We start from the raw sequence: 18081 nt of genomic DNA on the forward strand, positions 1-18081 counted from the left end.
TTTTTTTGTTAAAAAATTGTTTATTTAAGATTTAATTAAGATTTTAGCCACTAATTAATTCAAATAATTACATAATGAGAACAAAGTTTAATGGAATACTAACACTATTCCTTGCATTTCTTGTACAAATATCCTTTGCACAAGACAGGACAATTTCTGGTACTGTTTCAGATGAAACGGGTCCATTACCTGGAGTTACAATCCTAAAAAAAGGTACTACTTTAGGTACCGAAACTGATTTTGATGGAAATTATTCCATTAAGGCTAAAACTGGAGATGTATTAGTTTTCAGTTTTGTAGGTATGAAAACTACAGAAAAGACTGTAGGAAGCTCTAATCAAATTTCTTTGGTACTTAAAAGTGATAACTTACTCGAAGAAGTTGTCGTAGTTGCTTATGGTACGCAATCAAAAAACTCGGTTACTGGTGCAGTAAGTGTTATTAATCAAGAGCAAATAGAAAACACTAACTTTTCAAATCCTTTAAAAAGCTTAGAAGGTTTAGCTCCTGGTATCAGAGTTATTCAATCTAGTGGACAACCTGGTTCTTCACCTATAATTAGAGTAAGGGGTTTTAATTCTATCAATGCAGATGCTGCTCCACTAATTGTTTTAGATGGAGTTCCTTATTCTGGTAGTATGAGCAGTATTAACCCAAAAGATATTGAATCTACATCTATTTTAAAAGATGCTTCATCTACTTCATTATATGGTAATAAGGCAGCAAATGGGGTATTATTAATTACCACTAAGAAAGGGAGTAAAAATAGGATTCAAGTTAATATTGATAGCAAATTTGGTATTACTCAAAGAGGTGTTAAGGATTACAATATAATAGAAACACCTGGTAAATTTTATGAATCTTACCATAGTGTCTTAGCTAATTCTGAGTTTTATCGTCAGAGCAAAGCTGGTACTCCTATTACAATGGCTGAAGCCAGACAATTTGCTTCTGACAATTTATTAGATAGATTAGGCAACTACAACCTATACAATGTCCCTGGAAATCAAATAGTTGATCCGAACACAGGAAAAATTAACCCTAATGCTAAATTACTATTAGAAAATAATGGTTGGGAAGATGCATTATTTAGGAACGCTGCTAGTTTTACTTCAAATAATATTTCTATTTCTGGTGGTTCTGAAGAAGCAACGTATTATTTATCTTTAGGTTCAGAAACAAATAACGGTTACACTATTCTAAGTAATTTTGAAAGACATAATGCTCGTTTAAAAGCTACTTCTGCTAAAATATTTGATGTACTAACAATAAGTGGTGATGCCTCATACTCTAACTCTATTAGTCAATCTGTTCCTGGTAACAATACGACTCAGTTTAGTAATGCTTTCTTTTGGAACAGAAGAATAGCTCCTATTTACCCTGTTTATCAACATGATGAGAACTGGAATCTTATTTCAGATCCTAATACTCCTAGTGGCTTTGCTTATGATTTTGGTCAACCTCAATTTTTTGATAATGGTACTAGTCGAGGAGCTAGACTTTATGCTCCTGGTGAACACCCTTTAGCTGTAATTGAAAATACAACATTAACAACTAAAAGAGATAATTTTAATGGAGGTTTAAGGGCTAAATTTGATTTACCTTTAGGTTTTGACTTTGAATATGTAACAAACTATCTTACTGAATCTGATAGAGACACTGACTTTAGAGGTCCTGGAGCTGGTGTGTTTGCTGCAGCTCAAAATGGTTTATTAACTAGTGGCACTAATCATTTTTCTGCATTTACAAATCAACAATTATTAACATGGAAAAAAGATTCTGGAAGGAATACTTTTGATGTTCTTTTAGGTCATGAAACATATACAGAAAAGTTCTCTTTATTATCTCTTTCTAAAAGAAATCTTATTGGAGATCTAAACCCAGTGATTGACAATACTGCTGTTTATGCTTCTGCAGAAGGATATAATACAAAGTATGCTACCGAGGGGTACTTCTCAAGGTTTATCTACGGTTTAGACAATACTTACTTTTTAAACCTTACAGGTAGATATGATTCTACTAGTGTTTTTCACCCTGATAATCGATGGGGATTTTTTTGGTCTGCTGGTGCTTCATGGGTTATTAGTAACGAAGATTTCTTGAGTAATTCAAATGTAATTAACTATGCAAAATTGGCAGTGAATTACGGTACAACAGGTAACGATAGAATTTTTTATGATAATAGTACAACTCGTAACCTTTCTGCTTACCTAAATCAATTTATAATTGGAGAAAGTAATGGACAATTAACACAAGAGTTACGTTATTTAGGAGGAGATGCTGTTACATGGGAAAATTCTGCAAGTTTTGATGTATCTTTAGATTTAAATTTATTTAATAAATTGAGCTTAACTGCAGGTTACTTTAGAAAAGAAACTGATAATCTTTTATTTAACGTTCCAATAGCTATTTCTGCAGCTGCTGAACAAGGTTCTAGAGCTGTTAATTCAGGTACTATGGTTAATAGTGGTTTTGAAACACAGTTAGCTTGGAAAGCTGTAGATAAAGAAAACTTTAAAGTAAATTTAAACGCAAATTTATCTACTCTTAGAAATGAAATGACGTATTTACCTCCAAGTGCTCCAGCACAATCAGGCAGCTTCCGTAGAGAGGTAGGTAGAAGTATTTTTGAATACCATATGGTGAAGTTTGCAGGGGTAGATCCTCAAAATGGAGATGCGTTATACTGGGCAAAAAACAAAGCTACAGGAGAGGAATTTAAAACCGATGATTATAGTCTTGTGTTTGAAACTGATACTACAATTGACAATAGACAATTTGTTGGAAAGAGTGCTATTCCTGATTTTACAGGAGGATTTGGTGCAAATATACAAGCAGGTAATTTTAGTTTAGATGTGCAATTCGCCTATCAAGTCGGCGGATACGGCATTGACAGCGAGTATTTCAGTCTACTTTCCGCGACTCAAAATGTTACTAATTTCCCTGATTATGATAAAACTTGGACTGTTGATAATCCTAAAGCTGAATTACCAAGAATTGATCCTTTAGCAAGAAATCAATACAGGTTTTCTGACCTTTATTTAACTGATGCTAGTTACTTAAGCTTAAATAACATTAGCTTGTCTTATAACCTTAATAATGATGTATTTAAAAAATATCATATAGATAATGTTCGTATTTATGGAACTGTTAATAATGGATTTTTATTATACAGTGCTAGGCAAGGGTATGATCCTCGTTTAAACTCAGTAGGTCGAACTTCGGCTGAATATGGTGCAAACAGAACTATTTCTCTTGGAGTAAATATTAATCTTAATTAATAATGTAATTATGAAACACAATAAAATTTTTATAAAACAGTGGTACAAGTCTGTTTTATTTACCTTAACAGTAATATTTTTCATTTCCTGTTCAGATTTAGAACAAGAATTTGAAAATGAAAGGTATTTGACCGAAACGCAAGCAGAAGCATTAGCTGCAGCAGGTAATACTCAAGGTCTTAAAGCCTTAGATGGTGCTATTTTATCTTATATCAGAGATGGACTTCAAGAAGATGATGATGATTTTGGACTAAAAGCTTTAGAGCTTGGAATGGATTTAAGAAGTAACGATATGGATATGAGTAGAAATACTTGGTTTGGTTCTTTTAATAACTACGATAATATAATTACTACAAATAGAAATAATGAGGTTATGTGGAAATTCTGCTATACCCTTATAAACAGAGCTAACGCTATTATTAATACTATACCTGATACCGCACCTGAAGAGGTTAAAGTATTTAAATATAAATCTTACACGTACAGAGCTATTGCTTATTTTTATTTAGCAAGAATTTATCAACATACTAAAGCTAGTGATGACACGCCAACAGTACCAATTGATAGCGGAGACTATACGCCTCAACCTAAATCAACATTAGGACAAATAAAACAGTTAATTCTTGATGATTTAACATTAGCATATAATGGTTTAAAATCATATACAAGAAGTACAAAAGATGAAATTGATGCTAATGTAGTAGCTGCATATTTAGCTAGATATTATCTTACCTATGAAAACTGGGAAAAAGCAGAAGAATTTGCAGATATAGCTATGAATGTTGGCTCAATTAGTGACGATGTTCAACATGGATTTGATGAATTATCTTTATCAGAAGCAATATGGGGTGCTACCATTACACCAACGACAACTACAGTATACGGTTCTTTCTTTTCACATGTTAGCCAAATAAACGATGGTTATAGTGGGTGGAATCATTTTAAAACTATAAACTCTAATTTGTATGATATGATACCAAATACAGATAAGAGGAAGCTATGGTTTGCTGATAAGCAATATGAACCTTGGACAATTATAGTACCTGGAACATGGGCACATTATAATATAACACCAAAATATACAAGCTTGAAGTTTATCGCTCATCCAGGTCCTGGAGAGTTTATTGGAGATTATATTTACTTAAGAAACACTGAATTTTATTTAACAAAGGCCGAAGCATTAGCTAGGCAAGGTAAAAACTCAGATGCTCAACAAGTATTATTTGACTTGAACTCTGTTAGAGACCCTAACTATGTTAAATCAACAAAAACTGGTCAGGATTTAATTGATGAAATTTTACTCTATAGAAGAATTGAATTATGGGGTGACGGTGTTGCTTCATTTGATATGGCAAGAAACGGAGTCGGCTTGAACAGAAAAGATGGAAGATTGAATCTTGTTATGCCTGGTGCCGATCTTGTAATACCAGCAATGGACCCTAAAATGATTTATCAAATACCTTTAGATGAAGTTGACGCAAACCCTAACTTATAAAAAAGAATAAATATATTAATTAGTATTAAACCACCTCTAACGAGGTGGTTTTTTTATACCATAAAATCAACTACATTTGCAACATGGAACAAAACACAAATATTTTCGGTATTAGAGCCATTATTGAAGCTATAGAAAGTGGAGCTTCTATTAACAAGGTATATCTTCAAAAAGGTTTACGAGGAGAATTATTTTTTCAATTAGATAAGCTCCTAAAGAAGAATAAAGTATCAACTAGTGTAGTTCCTACTGAGAAGTTAGATCGTTTATCTAAACATAACAATCATCAAGGTGCTGTAGCTAAAATTTCCCCTATTGACTTTTATGATTTAGAGAGCTTAATTGAAGAAGCATTAGAATCTGATAAAACTCCCCTATTTTTATTATTAGATCAAGTTTCTGATGTAAGGAATTTTGGAGCCATTATTAGAACAGCAGAATGTACTGGTGTAAACGGAATCATCATTCAAAAAAGTGGTAGTGCTCCTGTAAATGCTGAAACCATTAAAACTTCAGCTGGAGCTGCTTTTAAAGTACCTATTTGTAAAGTAGATCATATTAAAGATGCCATTTTTCAACTAAAGGCTGCAGATATTAAATTAGCTGCTGCTACTGAAAAAACTGAATCTTCAGTTTTTGATGTTAATTTTAATCAACCTATAGCAATCATCATGGGTTCTGAGCACAAAGGAGTAAGTAACTCTGTTTTAAAAATGGTGGACTATAAGGCTAAATTGCCACTTCTAGGTGAAATTGAATCTTTAAATGTTTCAGTTGCTTGTGGTGCGTTCTTATATGAAGCTGTAAGACAACGTTTATAATATTTTAAATCCTGCTTAGTGCAGGATTTTTTATTCCTCTTCCTTGTAGATATAACGGTATTTTATTTCCTTCAATTCTAACTCGGCTTCTTCTACAATTGGTGGAATATAGTTTCCATTTTCATCAAACATATCATCAAATTCTGTTTTAGAGAACTCAAACCTTTCCTTAATTATACCTTCATTTTTGTATAACAAAGCTAATACTATTCCTGTAATTAACCCTGATAAATGACCTTCCCAAGACATTCCTTCTTTAATCGGTAATACATACCAAACCATACTTCCGTATAAAAATATGGTGATAAAAGAAACAGCTACTAACCTGTAGTTTTTCTTTATAATCCCACTAAAAAGAACAAAACTAAAAAGCAAATACACAATTCCACTCGCTCCAATATGGTAGGATTCTCTTGCAATTAACCAAGTTAGTAATCCAGTAATAATCCCTCCAAATAACAAAACTTTAATTGCTACTTCCTTATAAAAATAAAAAAGACAAGCTGAGAGCACAAATAAAGGAACTGAATTATTAAAAAGATGCTTGGTGTCACTGTGAATAAAAGGAGAGCACAAAACCCCTTTTAAACCACTAAAATTTCTCGGAAAAACTCCAAATTTATTGAAATTCCATCCAAATTTAATTTCTATCCAGTATACAAGCCAAATTGTAAAAACAAACAGGAAAGGAATAGTAAAAACTGTTGAAGAAAATTTTAGTTGCTGTTCTGTGTTCATAGCCATTAAAATAACAAAAATAAATCCAAAGCAGTATTTCTGAAGTTCTGTCATAAATCTTTGCTATTTTTACATTATGAATCAACCTTTGGCAGAAAGAATCCGTCCACAAAGTTTAAGTGACTATATTAGTCAACAACATTTAGTGGGCGAAAATGGAATTTTAACCAATCATATAAAACAAGGAATTATTCCTTCACTAATTTTATGGGGGCCTCCAGGAATTGGAAAAACTACCTTAGCCAATATTATTGCTAATGAATCTGGGCGTCCATTTTATACCTTAAGTGCTATTAGCTCTGGAGTAAAAGATGTTCGTGAAGTAATTGAAAAAGCAAAGAAAAGTGGCGGATTGTTCACACAAAAAAACCCTATTTTATTTATTGATGAAATTCATCGTTTTAGTAAATCACAACAAGATTCTTTATTAGGCGCTGTTGAAAAAGGTTGGGTAACTCTAGTTGGCGCTACCACTGAGAATCCAAGCTTTGAGGTTATACCTGCCCTACTCTCTCGTTGCCAAGTGTATATATTAAATTCTTTTGATAAAAATGATTTGGTTGCTTTGTTACATCGCGCAATGGAAAAAGATGAAATCATTTCTCAAAAAAAAATCAACTTAAAAGAAACCGATGCACTGCTTCAAGTTTCTGGTGGTGATGCGAGAAAACTTCTGAATATTTTTGAATTATTAGTTTCTGCTGATGATGAAATTGAGGTTACTAATGAATTGGTGTTATCTAAAATTCAAAAAAATACGGTTCGTTATGATAAAACAGGTGAACAACATTACGATATTGTTTCTGCTTTTATAAAATCAATCAGAGGTAGTGATCCCAACGCAGCAGTGTATTGGTTAGCTCGTATGATAGAAGGCGGAGAAGATGTGAAGTTTATTGCTCGTAGAATGCTTATTGCTGCTTCTGAAGATATTGGTAACGCAAACCCTACTGCGTTAATTTTAGCCAACAATACCTTTCAAGCTGTTTCTGTAATTGGCTATCCAGAGTCTAGGATTATTTTAAGCCAGTGCGCTGTATATTTAGCAAACTCTGCCAAAAGTAATGCTTCTTATATGGCTATAGGTGAAGCACAAAATTTAGTTAAAACAACTGGTGATTTGTCTGTTCCGTTGCATTTACGTAATGCTCCTACTAAATTAATGAAAGACCTAGACTACGGAAAGGAATATCAATACTCTCACAACTACGCTGGTAATTTCGTAAATCAAGAATTTTTACCCGATGAGATAAAAAACACAAAATTGTATGAACCAGGTAACAATGCTCGTGAAAATCAATTTAGAGAACTACTGAAGCAACGTTGGAAAGATAAATACAATTATTAGTTACAATACAAATAGGTTATGAATTATAAACTAAAAACTTTTATCAAAGTTGCTCAGTATTCAAGTTTTACACTTGCTTCTAAAGAGTTGAATATTTCACAACCTGCCGTTTCTAAAACTATTTCAAAATTAGAAGAAGAATACAATACAACTTTTTTTAATAGATCACGAAACTCTATTTCATTAACAAATGAAGGAAAAATTTTTCTTGATTATGCTTATAAAATTACTGAGTTATTTGAAGAATTAAAGAATTCTTTTCTTTTAAATGAAAAGAGCATTTCTCTTGAATTTAATATAGGATTGAGCACCACAATTGCTACGTATGTGATACCAAAAGTACTCGCTAAAATAAAACAAAACTCTAATAATATAAAGTTCAATATAATTAGTGGCAATACAAAAGATATTGAACATAAGATTTTAAATCAAGAATTAGAGTTTGGTATTGTAGAAGGAAAATCTTCTAATCAATTATTACGATACTCAAAATTTATAAAAGATGAGATTGTGCTGGTTACAAGCACTAACAATAGCAATAGTAAAAGCTCTATATCAAAAAAAGAACTAAGTGAAATACCTTATGTAAGTCGTGAAGTTGGTTCGGGTACACGTGAAGTAATTGAAGAAACTTTAAAGAAAAACAACATTACTACACTAAACAGAGTAATAACATTAAATAACACAGAGGCTATTGAACAGTATTTGCACTACTCTAACTCTTATGCTCTCTTATCTATCCATGCTGTAACGGAAAAACTTATTCAAAACAAATTAAAAATAGTTGATATTAAAGGACTTTCTTTTGAACGTGAGTTTGATTTTGTTTGTAGGACAAACTATCAATCAAAAAAAATGGATCTACTTTATAAATTAATTAAAACCAACTATAACTTTTAGTTATCTTGTATAACTATTTAATTTCCTTTTTAGCTATATTTCAGTCGTAGTTTTGTTTCATCAAATTCTTAGAAAAAATGAAACAATTCTATCTAATTATCTTTTTTATATTCTCTTTAACACTAGCATTGGCTGGCTACATTTCTAGCCCTTTTGCTTTAGTATTTGGCTTTATTTTGACATCTATTTTTGGTAATCCTTTTCCAGAAAAAACCAAAAAAGCAACTCAAATTCTTTTAAAAACGTCTGTTATTGGTTTAGGTTTTGGAATGTCTTTAACTGAAACTATACAAACAAGCAAAGAAGGGTTTATTTTAGCTACTTTATCAATTATTTTAACCGTAACTCTAGGTCTCTTTTTTATTAATTTTTTCTCAATTGAGAAAAAGTTAGGCTTTTTAATTACTTCGGGGACTTCTATTTGCGGCGGAAGTGCTATCGCTGCTATTTCACCTGTAATTAAAGCTAATCATAAAACTATAAGTATCGCTATTGGAGTTGTTTTCTTTTTAAATGCTATTGCCTTATTTATATTTCCTCCTTTAGGGCATCTTTTTGGTTTAACTCAACAACAATTTGGAATTTGGTGCGCCATAGCTATCCACGACACCAGTTCTGTTGTAGGGGCTGCTTTAGAGTATGGTGATGAAGCTTTGCAAATAGCAACTACTGTGAAACTTGCACGTACTTTATGGATTATACCTTTATCTTTTTTTGCTATGCTTCTTTTTAAGTCTAGTGATAGAAAAATTAAAACCCCTTATTTTATAATTGGATTCATTGTAGCTATGCTACTCAACAGTTATCAAGTTGTTCCTGAAAGTTTTTCAATAAACATCGTAGAATTATCTAAAAGACTTCTCGTAGTAACCTTATTTTTAGTAGGAATGAATTTAACTGGTAAGGATTTAAAAGAAAGTGGTATTAAGCCTGTTATTATTGCTTCTCTTTTATGGATATTTATAAGTGTTTTTTCACTACTCTTTATTATTGTTTCTTAAAGAGTAGTGAAAAAAATGCATTAGAACTTTATTTGATATTGTTTTATTGTTTTAGTTCCATCTATATAATACTCAGCAAACCAAAAATTTCCATTTTTATATAAAACTCCATTCTTATCTTTAATTACAAAAACGTCTTTTACATTCGTTTTTAATACTTGAAAAACAACTTCAGGTTTTGTGTTTACTAACTGGAATCCGTTAGTTGTTAATTGTGCATACAATACATTCTTTGTTGTGTTTTCTTCATTAGCCTGCACTGTTTTATTTTTTACTACCTCAACAGTTGAAACCACTGGAGCTACTTCTTCTTCTTTTACAGTAGTTACTTCTTTTGATGGTGTATACTTGTACTTTAATGCCTGTACTGATTTAAAAGCATTACGAATAGCTTCATGATAGGCCTTTTTGTAATCTTTCTCTTTACTTCTTCCTTCTTTAGATGCAAACACCACTTTGTTATTACAATCTTTTAACTCTACAATACTCTTTGTTGTAAATAATCCTGATTCATCTCTTACTGTACCTGTTAAAGCTAAACACCTATTATTTACAACTTCTTCTGGTAACTTCTCATCTTCTAATAGTGCTGTAAAGCCATACTTATTGAATAAGAATTTTGTTAATGAACTTGTTTGGTATTTATCTTTACCTTTTAAAAAGTCAAACTTTGTTGGTACAATAACATACTTATAAGTATTAATAGATTTTTGCGCAAAACTTGTTGCTGTGATTAATAATAAAACGTAAACTATTTTTTTCATTTATTTAAATATTAAATTAACTCCTAGTTGAAAAGAGGTTGTATTGGCATCAGCAATATCGGCAATTTTAAACAAATTGTCCACTACACCGTATATGTTTAACTTTCCTGTTTTTACTGATAATCCTAATCCAAAATTAGTGTATGAAAAATCATCAACTGTATAGGTTATTTTACTCCTCACTCCTTTTATTAAAATTCTTTCATAAAAACTTGTAAATGCGAATTTAGGTCCTGTAGGTCTAAAAACAGCAAACAACTGACCACCAATAGCATTGTTATAAAATTTATTATACGTCATATCGTAGCAAGTTTCTTCTCTTCTTGATTTTCCCCAACTATGTTTAACTGAACTATTAAACTTTATAGGACGCATTACTGTGTATGAATTTTTATCTTCTTCATTAGGTATTTGGCTTTCTATGTCATTCTTTAAGTCTTCCCAATAATTACGATTTGTTCCATCGTATTTAAACTCAATACCAGAAAAATCATAACTTCCTTTTACAGATGCATTTCTATTTCCTTTTGAATAATTCACAAAACCTACATCTAACAAACTAGCTGTTAATTCAGTTTGTTTATTAATCTTATAGGTAACTCCAAAATCTATACCTAAGCCCAAGTTTCCTCCCAAAAGTGCTCTACTAATTATATCTTTTGTAGAAATTTCAACATTATTATTTTCATTATAAATACCAGAGCTATAAACCGCGGCATCAATATTATTTAAATGGTGTGTGTAAATATTATCTTGACCTAATTTTGTTGCAAAACTTCCTTTATTTTCAGTAGAAGTAACATTAGCTATTCCCGAATAAATTTTTAACCTCCCCCCTATTGTTAACTTATCATTTACTTTTTTTGAAATACCAACATGGAGAACACTTAATACTTCAGATTTTACCGAAACTTCTGATGCCAAAAAATCTTTATTTAAGTTGGAAGCATTGCCATCATTAATTAGTTGTAATATATTTTTTGGCACCGCCATAAATGCGTCTACTTCTGTATAAAAGCCTCCAGATATATAATACTTATCATTAAGTTTATAGCCTGCATTTAGTATTTCTATTTGTGTGTTTAACTGTACATAATCGTTAACTGATAATTTATTTAATGCATTCCTATACTTAACATTAAAATTAATCATGTCATTTCTAAAAACATCGGCTATTGTAACATCACCTGTTACTCCGGCTTGAAAAGACACTCCTGATAAAAAGGGAATTCCTACATGATATTTATAATTAACGGTTGCTCCTGGGTTTAATAATAATGTTTGTGGTATTTCATCGAACCCATATAAAACTTGTTTATTTTGACTGTTTATTTCGTGTATTACGATTATAAACAACAGCAATAAAATGTATAAATGTTTCATTAATTTATTTTAAAATAAAGGGTTCCTGCTGATTTAAAAGTAAACTTTTTGGGTTCGTTGATATCAATCACGGTACCGTCTGAACTTGGTAATAGCTCAAGAATTAATTCAATTTTAGTTGAATTTAAAATACTTGAATTACTCAAAACATCAATAACCTCTTGAAAGTTAAAAGCCTGAGTGTTTTTTGGAATATTAATTGATGTAACTCTATACGTTACTGCATTATTCTCGTCGAGAAAATTAAAATTAAGTTTAAAGTTTCTATCAAAAGGATTATTTATTTCAAAATTAAGTTCAATTTTATTTAAATCTTCAGCTCCTTCATTATTAAAAACTTCTAACCTTGAAACCTCTCTTATTCTTGCTATTTCAATTCCTGTTGGTGTAACTAATGAAGTTTGATCAAGATTGGCATACACTAATGATGCAACAATAACTGGTGTTATTTCTATATCTTCTGCTTGACTAAAATCAATATCTTTTATACATGACATATGTGTTATTAAAACAAATAATATAAAGAAGTGTTTTACTTTCTTATTTTTATTTATTTTCAGAATATTATTCATTTATAAATATTTTTTTAATTCAATTAATGAAGTTATTTGTTGGACATCTTTACTTTTTATTTCTTCTGAAAAGTGAATTACTTTCATTTCTGAATTTAGAGCACCAATAATATCAGCCTCATAATTGTCACCTATCATAACAGACTCTTTTGCTTTAGCTCCGGCTTTTTCCAATGCAAACTTAAAAACCTTTGAATTAGGTTTTTTAGCTCCAACACATTCAGATGTGATTACTTGTTTAAAAAAATTACTAATTCCTGACTTTTTTAGTTTTAATTTCTGCACCTCTTCAAAACCATTAGTAATGATGTGTAAATCATACTTCTTTTCTAAGTACTCTAGTACCTCTTTAGTATTATCAAATAGGTGGTTAAAGTTTGGTAAATATTCTATGTAATCTTTAGATATTTGGTTTATTAAATCATCAGAAACTTCATAATTTAAACTATCAAATGTTTCTTTTAATCGATAATACCTTAAAGCTGATTTTTCTATTTTATCTTCTCTGTATAGTTTCCAAAACTTAAAGTTCAAAGGCATATAAACTTTTAAAAAATCACCTACTGGAATAGTTATATTTTGTTCTTTAAAAATTTGATTAAAGGTTAGTTTAGAGTTTTTATCAAAGTCCCATAATGTATGATCTAAATCAAAAAACAAATGTTTTATATCCATATTATCTATGTATTTCTTACTATTTTTATCATTGAATTGTATAATCTATTCCAGCCTCTCCATCTTAAATAATTACTTAAACTTTCATTATGAAATACTGTTATAAAAGTACCATTTACCGCCTTTACTTCATTTTTTAAATCTCTAATTTTTCCTAATGACTGTTTTGGTGTTAACTTCATGTAATCGTTTAACGTTGTATCCATCAAAGCAAATGGGAATATTTTTAATGGTGTTTGAATTTCAAAATCTAAATCGTAAAAGTGAAAAGGTGTGCATGTAGTTGCTCGAAAACCAACATGTGTTGTATATCCCATTGAATAGTCTTCATCTACCTCTAAATCTATTAACTGTTGATATGTTTCTGGTAAAGACACTCTTAAATAGTGTTGTCTTGAACGCTTAATAGGCATATTAGTTATGTTTTCTAAACGCTCTTTTTCCTTTTTTAACATAGCCGCATTATTAACGGTGTAATAAGAAGGATGTAAGCCTACACGAGCGTAATCAACCATATCTTTTATTAACAATTTAAATTTTCTTTTAGAAGCAGAAACATTAGTATCGAATGTAGTATAATCACCTATTAAAAAGAAAAATATAGTTCTTATGTTATATGTTTTCTTTATATCTATTATTTCTTTAAAGGTATCAAATGGGTCTTTTTTAATATTAAAAAAGACAGCAAATCTATCCCAAACTGTAAAAATCTTAAACTGAGAAATGTCTTTTAAAAAACCTCCCAATATCCTAATAAAACTTTTATACTTATATGCATAAGCATTATCCACATCTATTGTAGATATATACTTATATTTTCTTGTAGTATGTTTAAAATCAGGAAATTTTTGCTTTAAAGTATCGAGAAACTTATATGCCCATATATCAACAAGTGGCTTTTCTAAAAACCCATTTTGATATGCTATACTTTCTTTTACCGAAAAACGGCCATGCTCGTCTTTAATATGCGGTAAATATTCTTCATATCTTGATATTAAATAAAAACTAGCAGCAAAAATATCAAATGGGATCTCAGAAGTTTCAGCCGTTGAAAAAAAACAAGGAGCTTCATCCCATTTTTGAATAATTATTTCTACATCCTTTACACCTTGTTGAAACAACAACTCATTACTTTCAACAAAAAACTCTTTTCCTAAAGGAACATTTGTATATGAAAACTTAGGTCCATTATAAGCTACAAATTCCTCTACTTTCCCTGTAAAATCAATCTGAACTTGTAAAATACGAGTAAATATATGTTTAAAAATATAACGTACTCTAGGAGTAACTTTATGGGTATAAATAAGTATCATAAATAGTAACTAGAATCGTAAAACGACTATAAAATTCCTTCATCTGCAAAGCTAAAATAAGCTTTTTCAGTAACTATTAAGTGATCTAGTAATTTAATATCTAAGGTAACACCTGCTTGCTTTATTTTTTTAGTGATATCAATATCTGATTTACTTGGTGATAATTTTTCTGAAGGGTGGTTATGACAAACAATTATTCCAATTGCAGAAAGCTCTAAAGCCCTCTTATACAACAACCTTACATCTACCAAAGTAGCGGTAAATCCTCCTTTACTTAATTGGTGTTTTGCTAATACTTTATTTGAGTTATTAAGATATAATACCCAAAATTCTTCGTATTGTAAATCACCTATAAGTGGTTGCATAATTTTTGCTACATCAATAGAACTTTTTATTTTAGGCACACTTGCTCTTCCTACAAACTGTCTTCTTTTACCAAACTCTAAAGCAGTTACCACAGATATTGCTTTTGCCTCCCCTATTCCTTTAAATTTCATTAACTCCTCTATAGATAATTTTGCTAAAGCATTTAAGTCGTTGTTTACTGATAATAATATTCTTTTTGCTAAAGCAACTGCACTTTCATCTCTATTTCCAGAGCCAATCAAAATAGCTACTAATTCGGCATCTGACAATACTGTTTTTCCTTTAGACATTAACTTTTCTCTTGGTCTATCATCTAATGCCCACGATTTAATAGAAATCTTATTCATATTATTTTTTTTCTTTTCACAGTCTTATAAATACGTAAATAAACGTAGTCGTTTAATTACAAAACTTTAATTGTTTTTTCTTTTAAATTTATAAATATAATTCATTTTTTGCACAACCAAAAGAAGCACAGTATCTTTGCATTCTATCTTTTTTAATTTTTAATATGAAGATTATTATAGCCGGGGCTGGAGACGTTGGTTTTCATTTGGCTAAACTCCTTTCTTACGAAGCACAAGACACATATGTAGTCGATTTTGATGGTGAAAAATTAGAATATCTAAACAATCATTTAGATGTTATCACCAAAAAAGGAGACGCTACCTCTATAAAATTATTGAAAGAAATAGGTGTAAGCTCTGCTGATTTATTATTAGCAGTTACTGAAAGTCCTAATACAAACTTTACGATTTCTGTAATAGGTAAAGCATTAGGTGTTAAAAAAACAATTGCTAGAATTAGTAATCCTGAATTTTTAAATAACCCTTGTATTAATTTTAAAGATTATGGTGTAGATTTTATGATTTCTCCAGAAGAATTAGCTGCGGAAGAAATTAAGTCTCTACTAAATCAATCTTCGTTTAACGATACTGTAGCCTTTGAAAATGGAGTTTTTAATATCATGGGAACTACACTTGGCTATAAATCTCCTATTTTAGACCTTACTGTTAAAGAAACTAAAGAGAAATTTTGTTTGGTAGACTTCATTACTATAGCTATAAAACGTGAAGGGACTTCTCAAACAATTATTCCTCGTGGAGATACTGAGTATAAAATAAACGACCAAGTATATTTTTCTGTGCCAAAATATAGTATTGATAAACTATACCCTATCATAGGAAAAGAATATATAGATATTAAAAATGTAATGATCTTGGGAGGAAGCCGTGTAGGAAGAAAAACAGCGAGAAAACTCTGCAAAGATAACTTTAAAGTAAAGCTAATTGAAAAAGACAAAGACAAAGCCTTACAACTTGCAGAAGATTTACGTAATACATTAGTTATTTACGGTGATGGTAGAGATTTAGAATTATTAGAAGAAGAAAGTATTAGAGAAATGGATGCTTTTGTGGCTGTTACTGGAGACTCTGAGACCAACATCATGTCCTGTTTAGTAGCTAAATCTAAAGGTGTTAAGAAAACAGTAGCTTTAGTGGAGAATATGGATTATATTAACATTTCTCAAACTATTGGTATTGATACATTAATTAATAAAAAATTAATTGCTGCAAGTAATATTTTCCGTCACATTAGAAAAGGGGAAATTGTAGCTTTAGCTAATCTGCATAATGTTGATGCTGAAGTTTTTGAATTTGAAGTACATCCAGGTGCTAAAGTAACTCAAAAAATCATTAGAGAATTACGCTTTCCTAGAGAAGCCATTATTGGAGGTGTAATTAGAAATGGAGAAGCATTAATGTCTTTTGGTGATTTTCAAATGCAAAGCGGTGATAGAGCCATTGTTTTCTGCTTGCCTGAAGCTATAAATATCGTAGAAGACCTATTTAAGTAATGGAAAACCTTAATCTTAAATTAGTCTATCGTTTTTTAGGAGTTACAGCTATCCTGAATGGGTTATTTATGTGGCTTGCCTTACCCATAAGTTTTTATTACAACGAATCCGCCAAATTAGGAATTCTAAATGCCGGAATTATTACGATAGCAATTGGTTCTTTATTGTTTTTTTTCAATAAACCCGATAATAAAAACATTCATAAAAAAGAGGGATACCTTATTGTTACTTTAGGATGGCTTACCTTATCGTTCACAGGAATGCTTCCCTATCTACTCACAGAAAGTATACCGAACGTAACTAATGCTTTTTTTGAAACAATTTCTGGTTACTCAACCACAGGTTCCTCTATTTTAACCGATATAGAATCTATGCCTAAGGGTATTTTATTTTGGCGAAGTTGTACACACTGGATTGGAGGCATGGGAATTATTGTACTTACTATTGCTATTTTACCTTTATTAGGTATCGGAGGTATGCAACTTTTTATGGCTGAAGCCCCAGGTCCTTCTGCTGATAAACTACACCCAAGAATTACTGATACAGCAAAACGCTTATGGTTAATTTATGTATTGTTAACTGCTATTGAATTTTTACTACTAAAAGTAGCTGGAATGACTTGGTTTGATGCTATTAATCATGCTATGGCGACCGTAAGCACGGGTGGGTTCTCCACTAAAAATGCTAGTGTAGCTCATTGGAATAATGCTCCATTGATTCAGTACATTATCATCTTTTTCATGTTTATTGCTGGTACTAATTTTGTACTCACCTATTTTGCATTAAAAGGAAAAGTTAGAAAAGTTATACAAAGTGAAGAATTCAAATACTACCTTTTTGGTATTCTTGGAATAGCTACCATTGTAGCTTTAATGATTATCTTTTTTCAAGATCCCAATCTACAAACTACTATAGAACATCCTAAAGTATGGGGTGAAGTAGAAAGTGCAATAAGACATTCTTTATTCTCTGTTATATCTGTAGTGACCACAACTGGTTTTGTTACTGCCGATTTTACAATGTGGAGCTTTTTTGTTACCGCAATATTTTTCTCTTTATTTTTTTTAGGAGGTTCTGCGGGGTCTACATCTGGAGGAGTGAAAATTGTTCGTCACATTATCTTGTTGAAGAATAGCTTTCTTGAATTTAAAAAATCATTACACCCAAATGCCATAATACCTGTTCGTTATGACGGAAAAGCAGTTAATCAAACAATTATATTCAACATACTTTCATTTTTTGTACTCTACATGCTAATTTTTATAATTGGTACTGTTGTTCTAGCCCTTTTAGGTTTAGATATAAAGTCTGCTTTAGGAGCATGCGCTTCTTCATTGGGTAATATCGGACCTGCTATTGGAAGTGTTAGTCCTGTAGACAATTTTAACCATTTATCAGCAGGTGCTAAATGGTTTTGCTCTTTTCTAATGTTAATTGGTCGTCTAGAGCTATTTACTGTGTTAATTTTATTAACTCCTTTTTTCTGGAGAAAAAACTAACTTAAGTAATAAACTTACCTATAAAAAACATCTTTACTTATACGTATATACCTTAAAAGTACACGTT

The 18081-nt window shown here is 30.7% G+C and carries 15 protein-coding genes; 8 read left to right on the top strand and 7 right to left on the bottom strand.

Going from position 1 to position 18081, the window contains the following annotated elements; genetic code table 11:
* The first annotated feature begins 74 nt into the window (after nt 1-74).
* The 3 genes from NH341_RS05960 (at nt 75) to rlmB (ending at nt 5597) form a co-directional block, all read left to right on the top strand.
* Complete coding sequence (locus tag NH341_RS05960) at nt 75-3281, top strand: SusC/RagA family TonB-linked outer membrane protein (RefSeq protein WP_253055980.1); 3207 nt, start codon at nt 75-77, stop codon at nt 3279-3281.
* Between the two features lie 10 nt (nt 3282-3291).
* Nucleotides 3292-4776 carry a RagB/SusD family nutrient uptake outer membrane protein gene (locus tag NH341_RS05965; protein ID WP_159613073.1) on the top strand — a complete coding sequence of 495 codons (1485 nt, stop codon included), beginning with the start codon at nt 3292-3294 and terminating at the stop codon, nt 4774-4776.
* 83 nt (nt 4777-4859) lie between these two features.
* Entirely contained in the window at nt 4860-5597 is a 738-nt protein-coding gene (gene rlmB / locus NH341_RS05970; protein ID WP_253055982.1) for a 23S rRNA (guanosine(2251)-2'-O)-methyltransferase RlmB, read from the top strand.
* Nucleotides 5598-5627: 30 nt separating this feature from the next.
* Here rlmB and NH341_RS05975 read toward each other — a convergent pair whose 3' ends face one another.
* Nucleotides 5628-6389 (bottom strand): rhomboid family intramembrane serine protease, encoded by a 762-nt coding sequence (locus tag NH341_RS05975; RefSeq protein ID WP_253055984.1) that lies wholly within the window; start codon nt 6387-6389, stop codon nt 5628-5630.
* A 22-nt stretch (nt 6390-6411) separates the two neighbouring features.
* Between NH341_RS05975 and NH341_RS05980 the strand changes: the two genes are divergently transcribed.
* From NH341_RS05980 to NH341_RS05990, 3 genes are all read left to right on the top strand, one after another.
* The gene (locus NH341_RS05980; protein ID WP_047789843.1) at nt 6412-7683 is read left to right on the top strand and encodes a replication-associated recombination protein A; all 1272 of its coding nucleotides are present in this window, start codon (nt 6412-6414) and stop codon (nt 7681-7683) included.
* Between the two features lie 18 nt (nt 7684-7701).
* Entirely contained in the window at nt 7702-8583 is an 882-nt protein-coding gene (locus tag NH341_RS05985) for a LysR family transcriptional regulator (protein WP_159613077.1), read from the top strand.
* Between the two features lie 77 nt (nt 8584-8660).
* Complete coding sequence (locus tag NH341_RS05990) at nt 8661-9584, top strand: YeiH family protein (RefSeq protein ID WP_253055986.1); 924 nt, start codon at nt 8661-8663, stop codon at nt 9582-9584.
* Nucleotides 9585-9604: 20 nt separating this feature from the next.
* Here NH341_RS05990 and NH341_RS05995 read toward each other — a convergent pair whose 3' ends face one another.
* Genes NH341_RS05995 through radC form a run of 6 tightly spaced genes read right to left on the bottom strand, consistent with a single transcriptional unit; the run spans nt 9605 to nt 15004 of the window.
* Nucleotides 9605-10348, bottom strand: coding sequence for a hypothetical protein (locus NH341_RS05995; RefSeq protein WP_159490040.1), 744 nt, complete (start codon nt 10346-10348; stop codon nt 9605-9607).
* Nucleotides 10349-11731, bottom strand: a complete 1383-nt coding sequence (locus tag NH341_RS06000) for a DUF5723 family protein (protein WP_253055988.1) — start codon at nt 11729-11731, stop codon at nt 10349-10351.
* Nucleotides 11731-12303: a hypothetical protein gene (locus tag NH341_RS06005; RefSeq protein ID WP_125064442.1), complete on the bottom strand. Its 573-nt coding sequence runs from the start codon at nt 12301-12303 to the stop codon at nt 11731-11733. Before NH341_RS06005 ends, NH341_RS06000 begins: the two co-directional genes overlap by 1 nt.
* Nucleotides 12304-12978, bottom strand: coding sequence for a YjjG family noncanonical pyrimidine nucleotidase (locus NH341_RS06010; RefSeq protein WP_047789849.1), 675 nt, complete (start codon nt 12976-12978; stop codon nt 12304-12306). It lies immediately after the preceding gene.
* 5 nt (nt 12979-12983) lie between these two features.
* Nucleotides 12984-14291 (bottom strand): polysaccharide deacetylase family protein, encoded by a 1308-nt coding sequence (locus NH341_RS06015; RefSeq protein ID WP_253055990.1) that lies wholly within the window; start codon nt 14289-14291, stop codon nt 12984-12986.
* A 26-nt stretch (nt 14292-14317) separates the two neighbouring features.
* On the bottom strand, nt 14318-15004 hold the full coding sequence (gene radC / locus NH341_RS06020) for a DNA repair protein RadC (protein WP_047789851.1): 687 nt from the start codon (nt 15002-15004) through the stop codon (nt 14318-14320).
* 164 nt (nt 15005-15168) lie between these two features.
* On the opposite strand from radC, the gene trkA reads away from it, so the two are divergent.
* The gene (gene trkA / locus NH341_RS06025; protein ID WP_047789852.1) at nt 15169-16515 is read left to right on the top strand and encodes a Trk system potassium transporter TrkA; all 1347 of its coding nucleotides are present in this window, start codon (nt 15169-15171) and stop codon (nt 16513-16515) included.
* Nucleotides 16515-18014, top strand: coding sequence for a TrkH family potassium uptake protein (locus NH341_RS06030; protein WP_159613088.1), 1500 nt, complete (start codon nt 16515-16517; stop codon nt 18012-18014). The genes trkA and NH341_RS06030 overlap by 1 nt, the downstream gene beginning before the upstream one ends.
* The last annotated feature ends 67 nt before the right edge of the window (nt 18015-18081 follow it).

It is taken from the genome of Tenacibaculum sp. XPcli2-G (assembly GCF_024124505.1).
GTDB classification, from domain to species: Bacteria; Bacteroidota; Bacteroidia; order Flavobacteriales; family Flavobacteriaceae; genus Polaribacter; species Polaribacter mesophilus.

Coding starts and splice junctions, on each gene's coding strand:
- NH341_RS05985 (WP_159613077.1), top strand. CDS start 7,702: ATGAATTATAAACTAAAAACTTTTATCAAAGTTGCTCAGTATTCAAGT.
- NH341_RS05975 (WP_253055984.1), bottom strand. CDS start 6,389: ATGACAGAACTTCAGAAATACTGCTTTGGATTTATTTTTGTTATTTTA.
- NH341_RS06000 (WP_253055988.1), bottom strand. CDS start 11,731: ATGAAACATTTATACATTTTATTGCTGTTGTTTATAATCGTAATACAC.
- radC (WP_047789851.1), bottom strand. CDS start 15,004: ATGAATAAGATTTCTATTAAATCGTGGGCATTAGATGATAGACCAAGA.
- rlmB (WP_253055982.1), top strand. CDS start 4,860: ATGGAACAAAACACAAATATTTTCGGTATTAGAGCCATTATTGAAGCT.
- NH341_RS05990 (WP_253055986.1), top strand. CDS start 8,661: ATGAAACAATTCTATCTAATTATCTTTTTTATATTCTCTTTAACACTA.
- NH341_RS06005 (WP_125064442.1), bottom strand. CDS start 12,303: ATGAATAATATTCTGAAAATAAATAAAAATAAGAAAGTAAAACACTTC.
- NH341_RS06010 (WP_047789849.1), bottom strand. CDS start 12,978: ATGGATATAAAACATTTGTTTTTTGATTTAGATCATACATTATGGGAC.
- NH341_RS05965 (WP_159613073.1), top strand. CDS start 3,292: ATGAAACACAATAAAATTTTTATAAAACAGTGGTACAAGTCTGTTTTA.
- NH341_RS05980 (WP_047789843.1), top strand. CDS start 6,412: ATGAATCAACCTTTGGCAGAAAGAATCCGTCCACAAAGTTTAAGTGAC.
- trkA (WP_047789852.1), top strand. CDS start 15,169: ATGAAGATTATTATAGCCGGGGCTGGAGACGTTGGTTTTCATTTGGCT.
- NH341_RS06030 (WP_159613088.1), top strand. CDS start 16,515: ATGGAAAACCTTAATCTTAAATTAGTCTATCGTTTTTTAGGAGTTACA.
- NH341_RS06015 (WP_253055990.1), bottom strand. CDS start 14,291: ATGATACTTATTTATACCCATAAAGTTACTCCTAGAGTACGTTATATT.
- NH341_RS05960 (WP_253055980.1), top strand. CDS start 75: ATGAGAACAAAGTTTAATGGAATACTAACACTATTCCTTGCATTTCTT.
- NH341_RS05995 (WP_159490040.1), bottom strand. CDS start 10,348: ATGAAAAAAATAGTTTACGTTTTATTATTAATCACAGCAACAAGTTTT.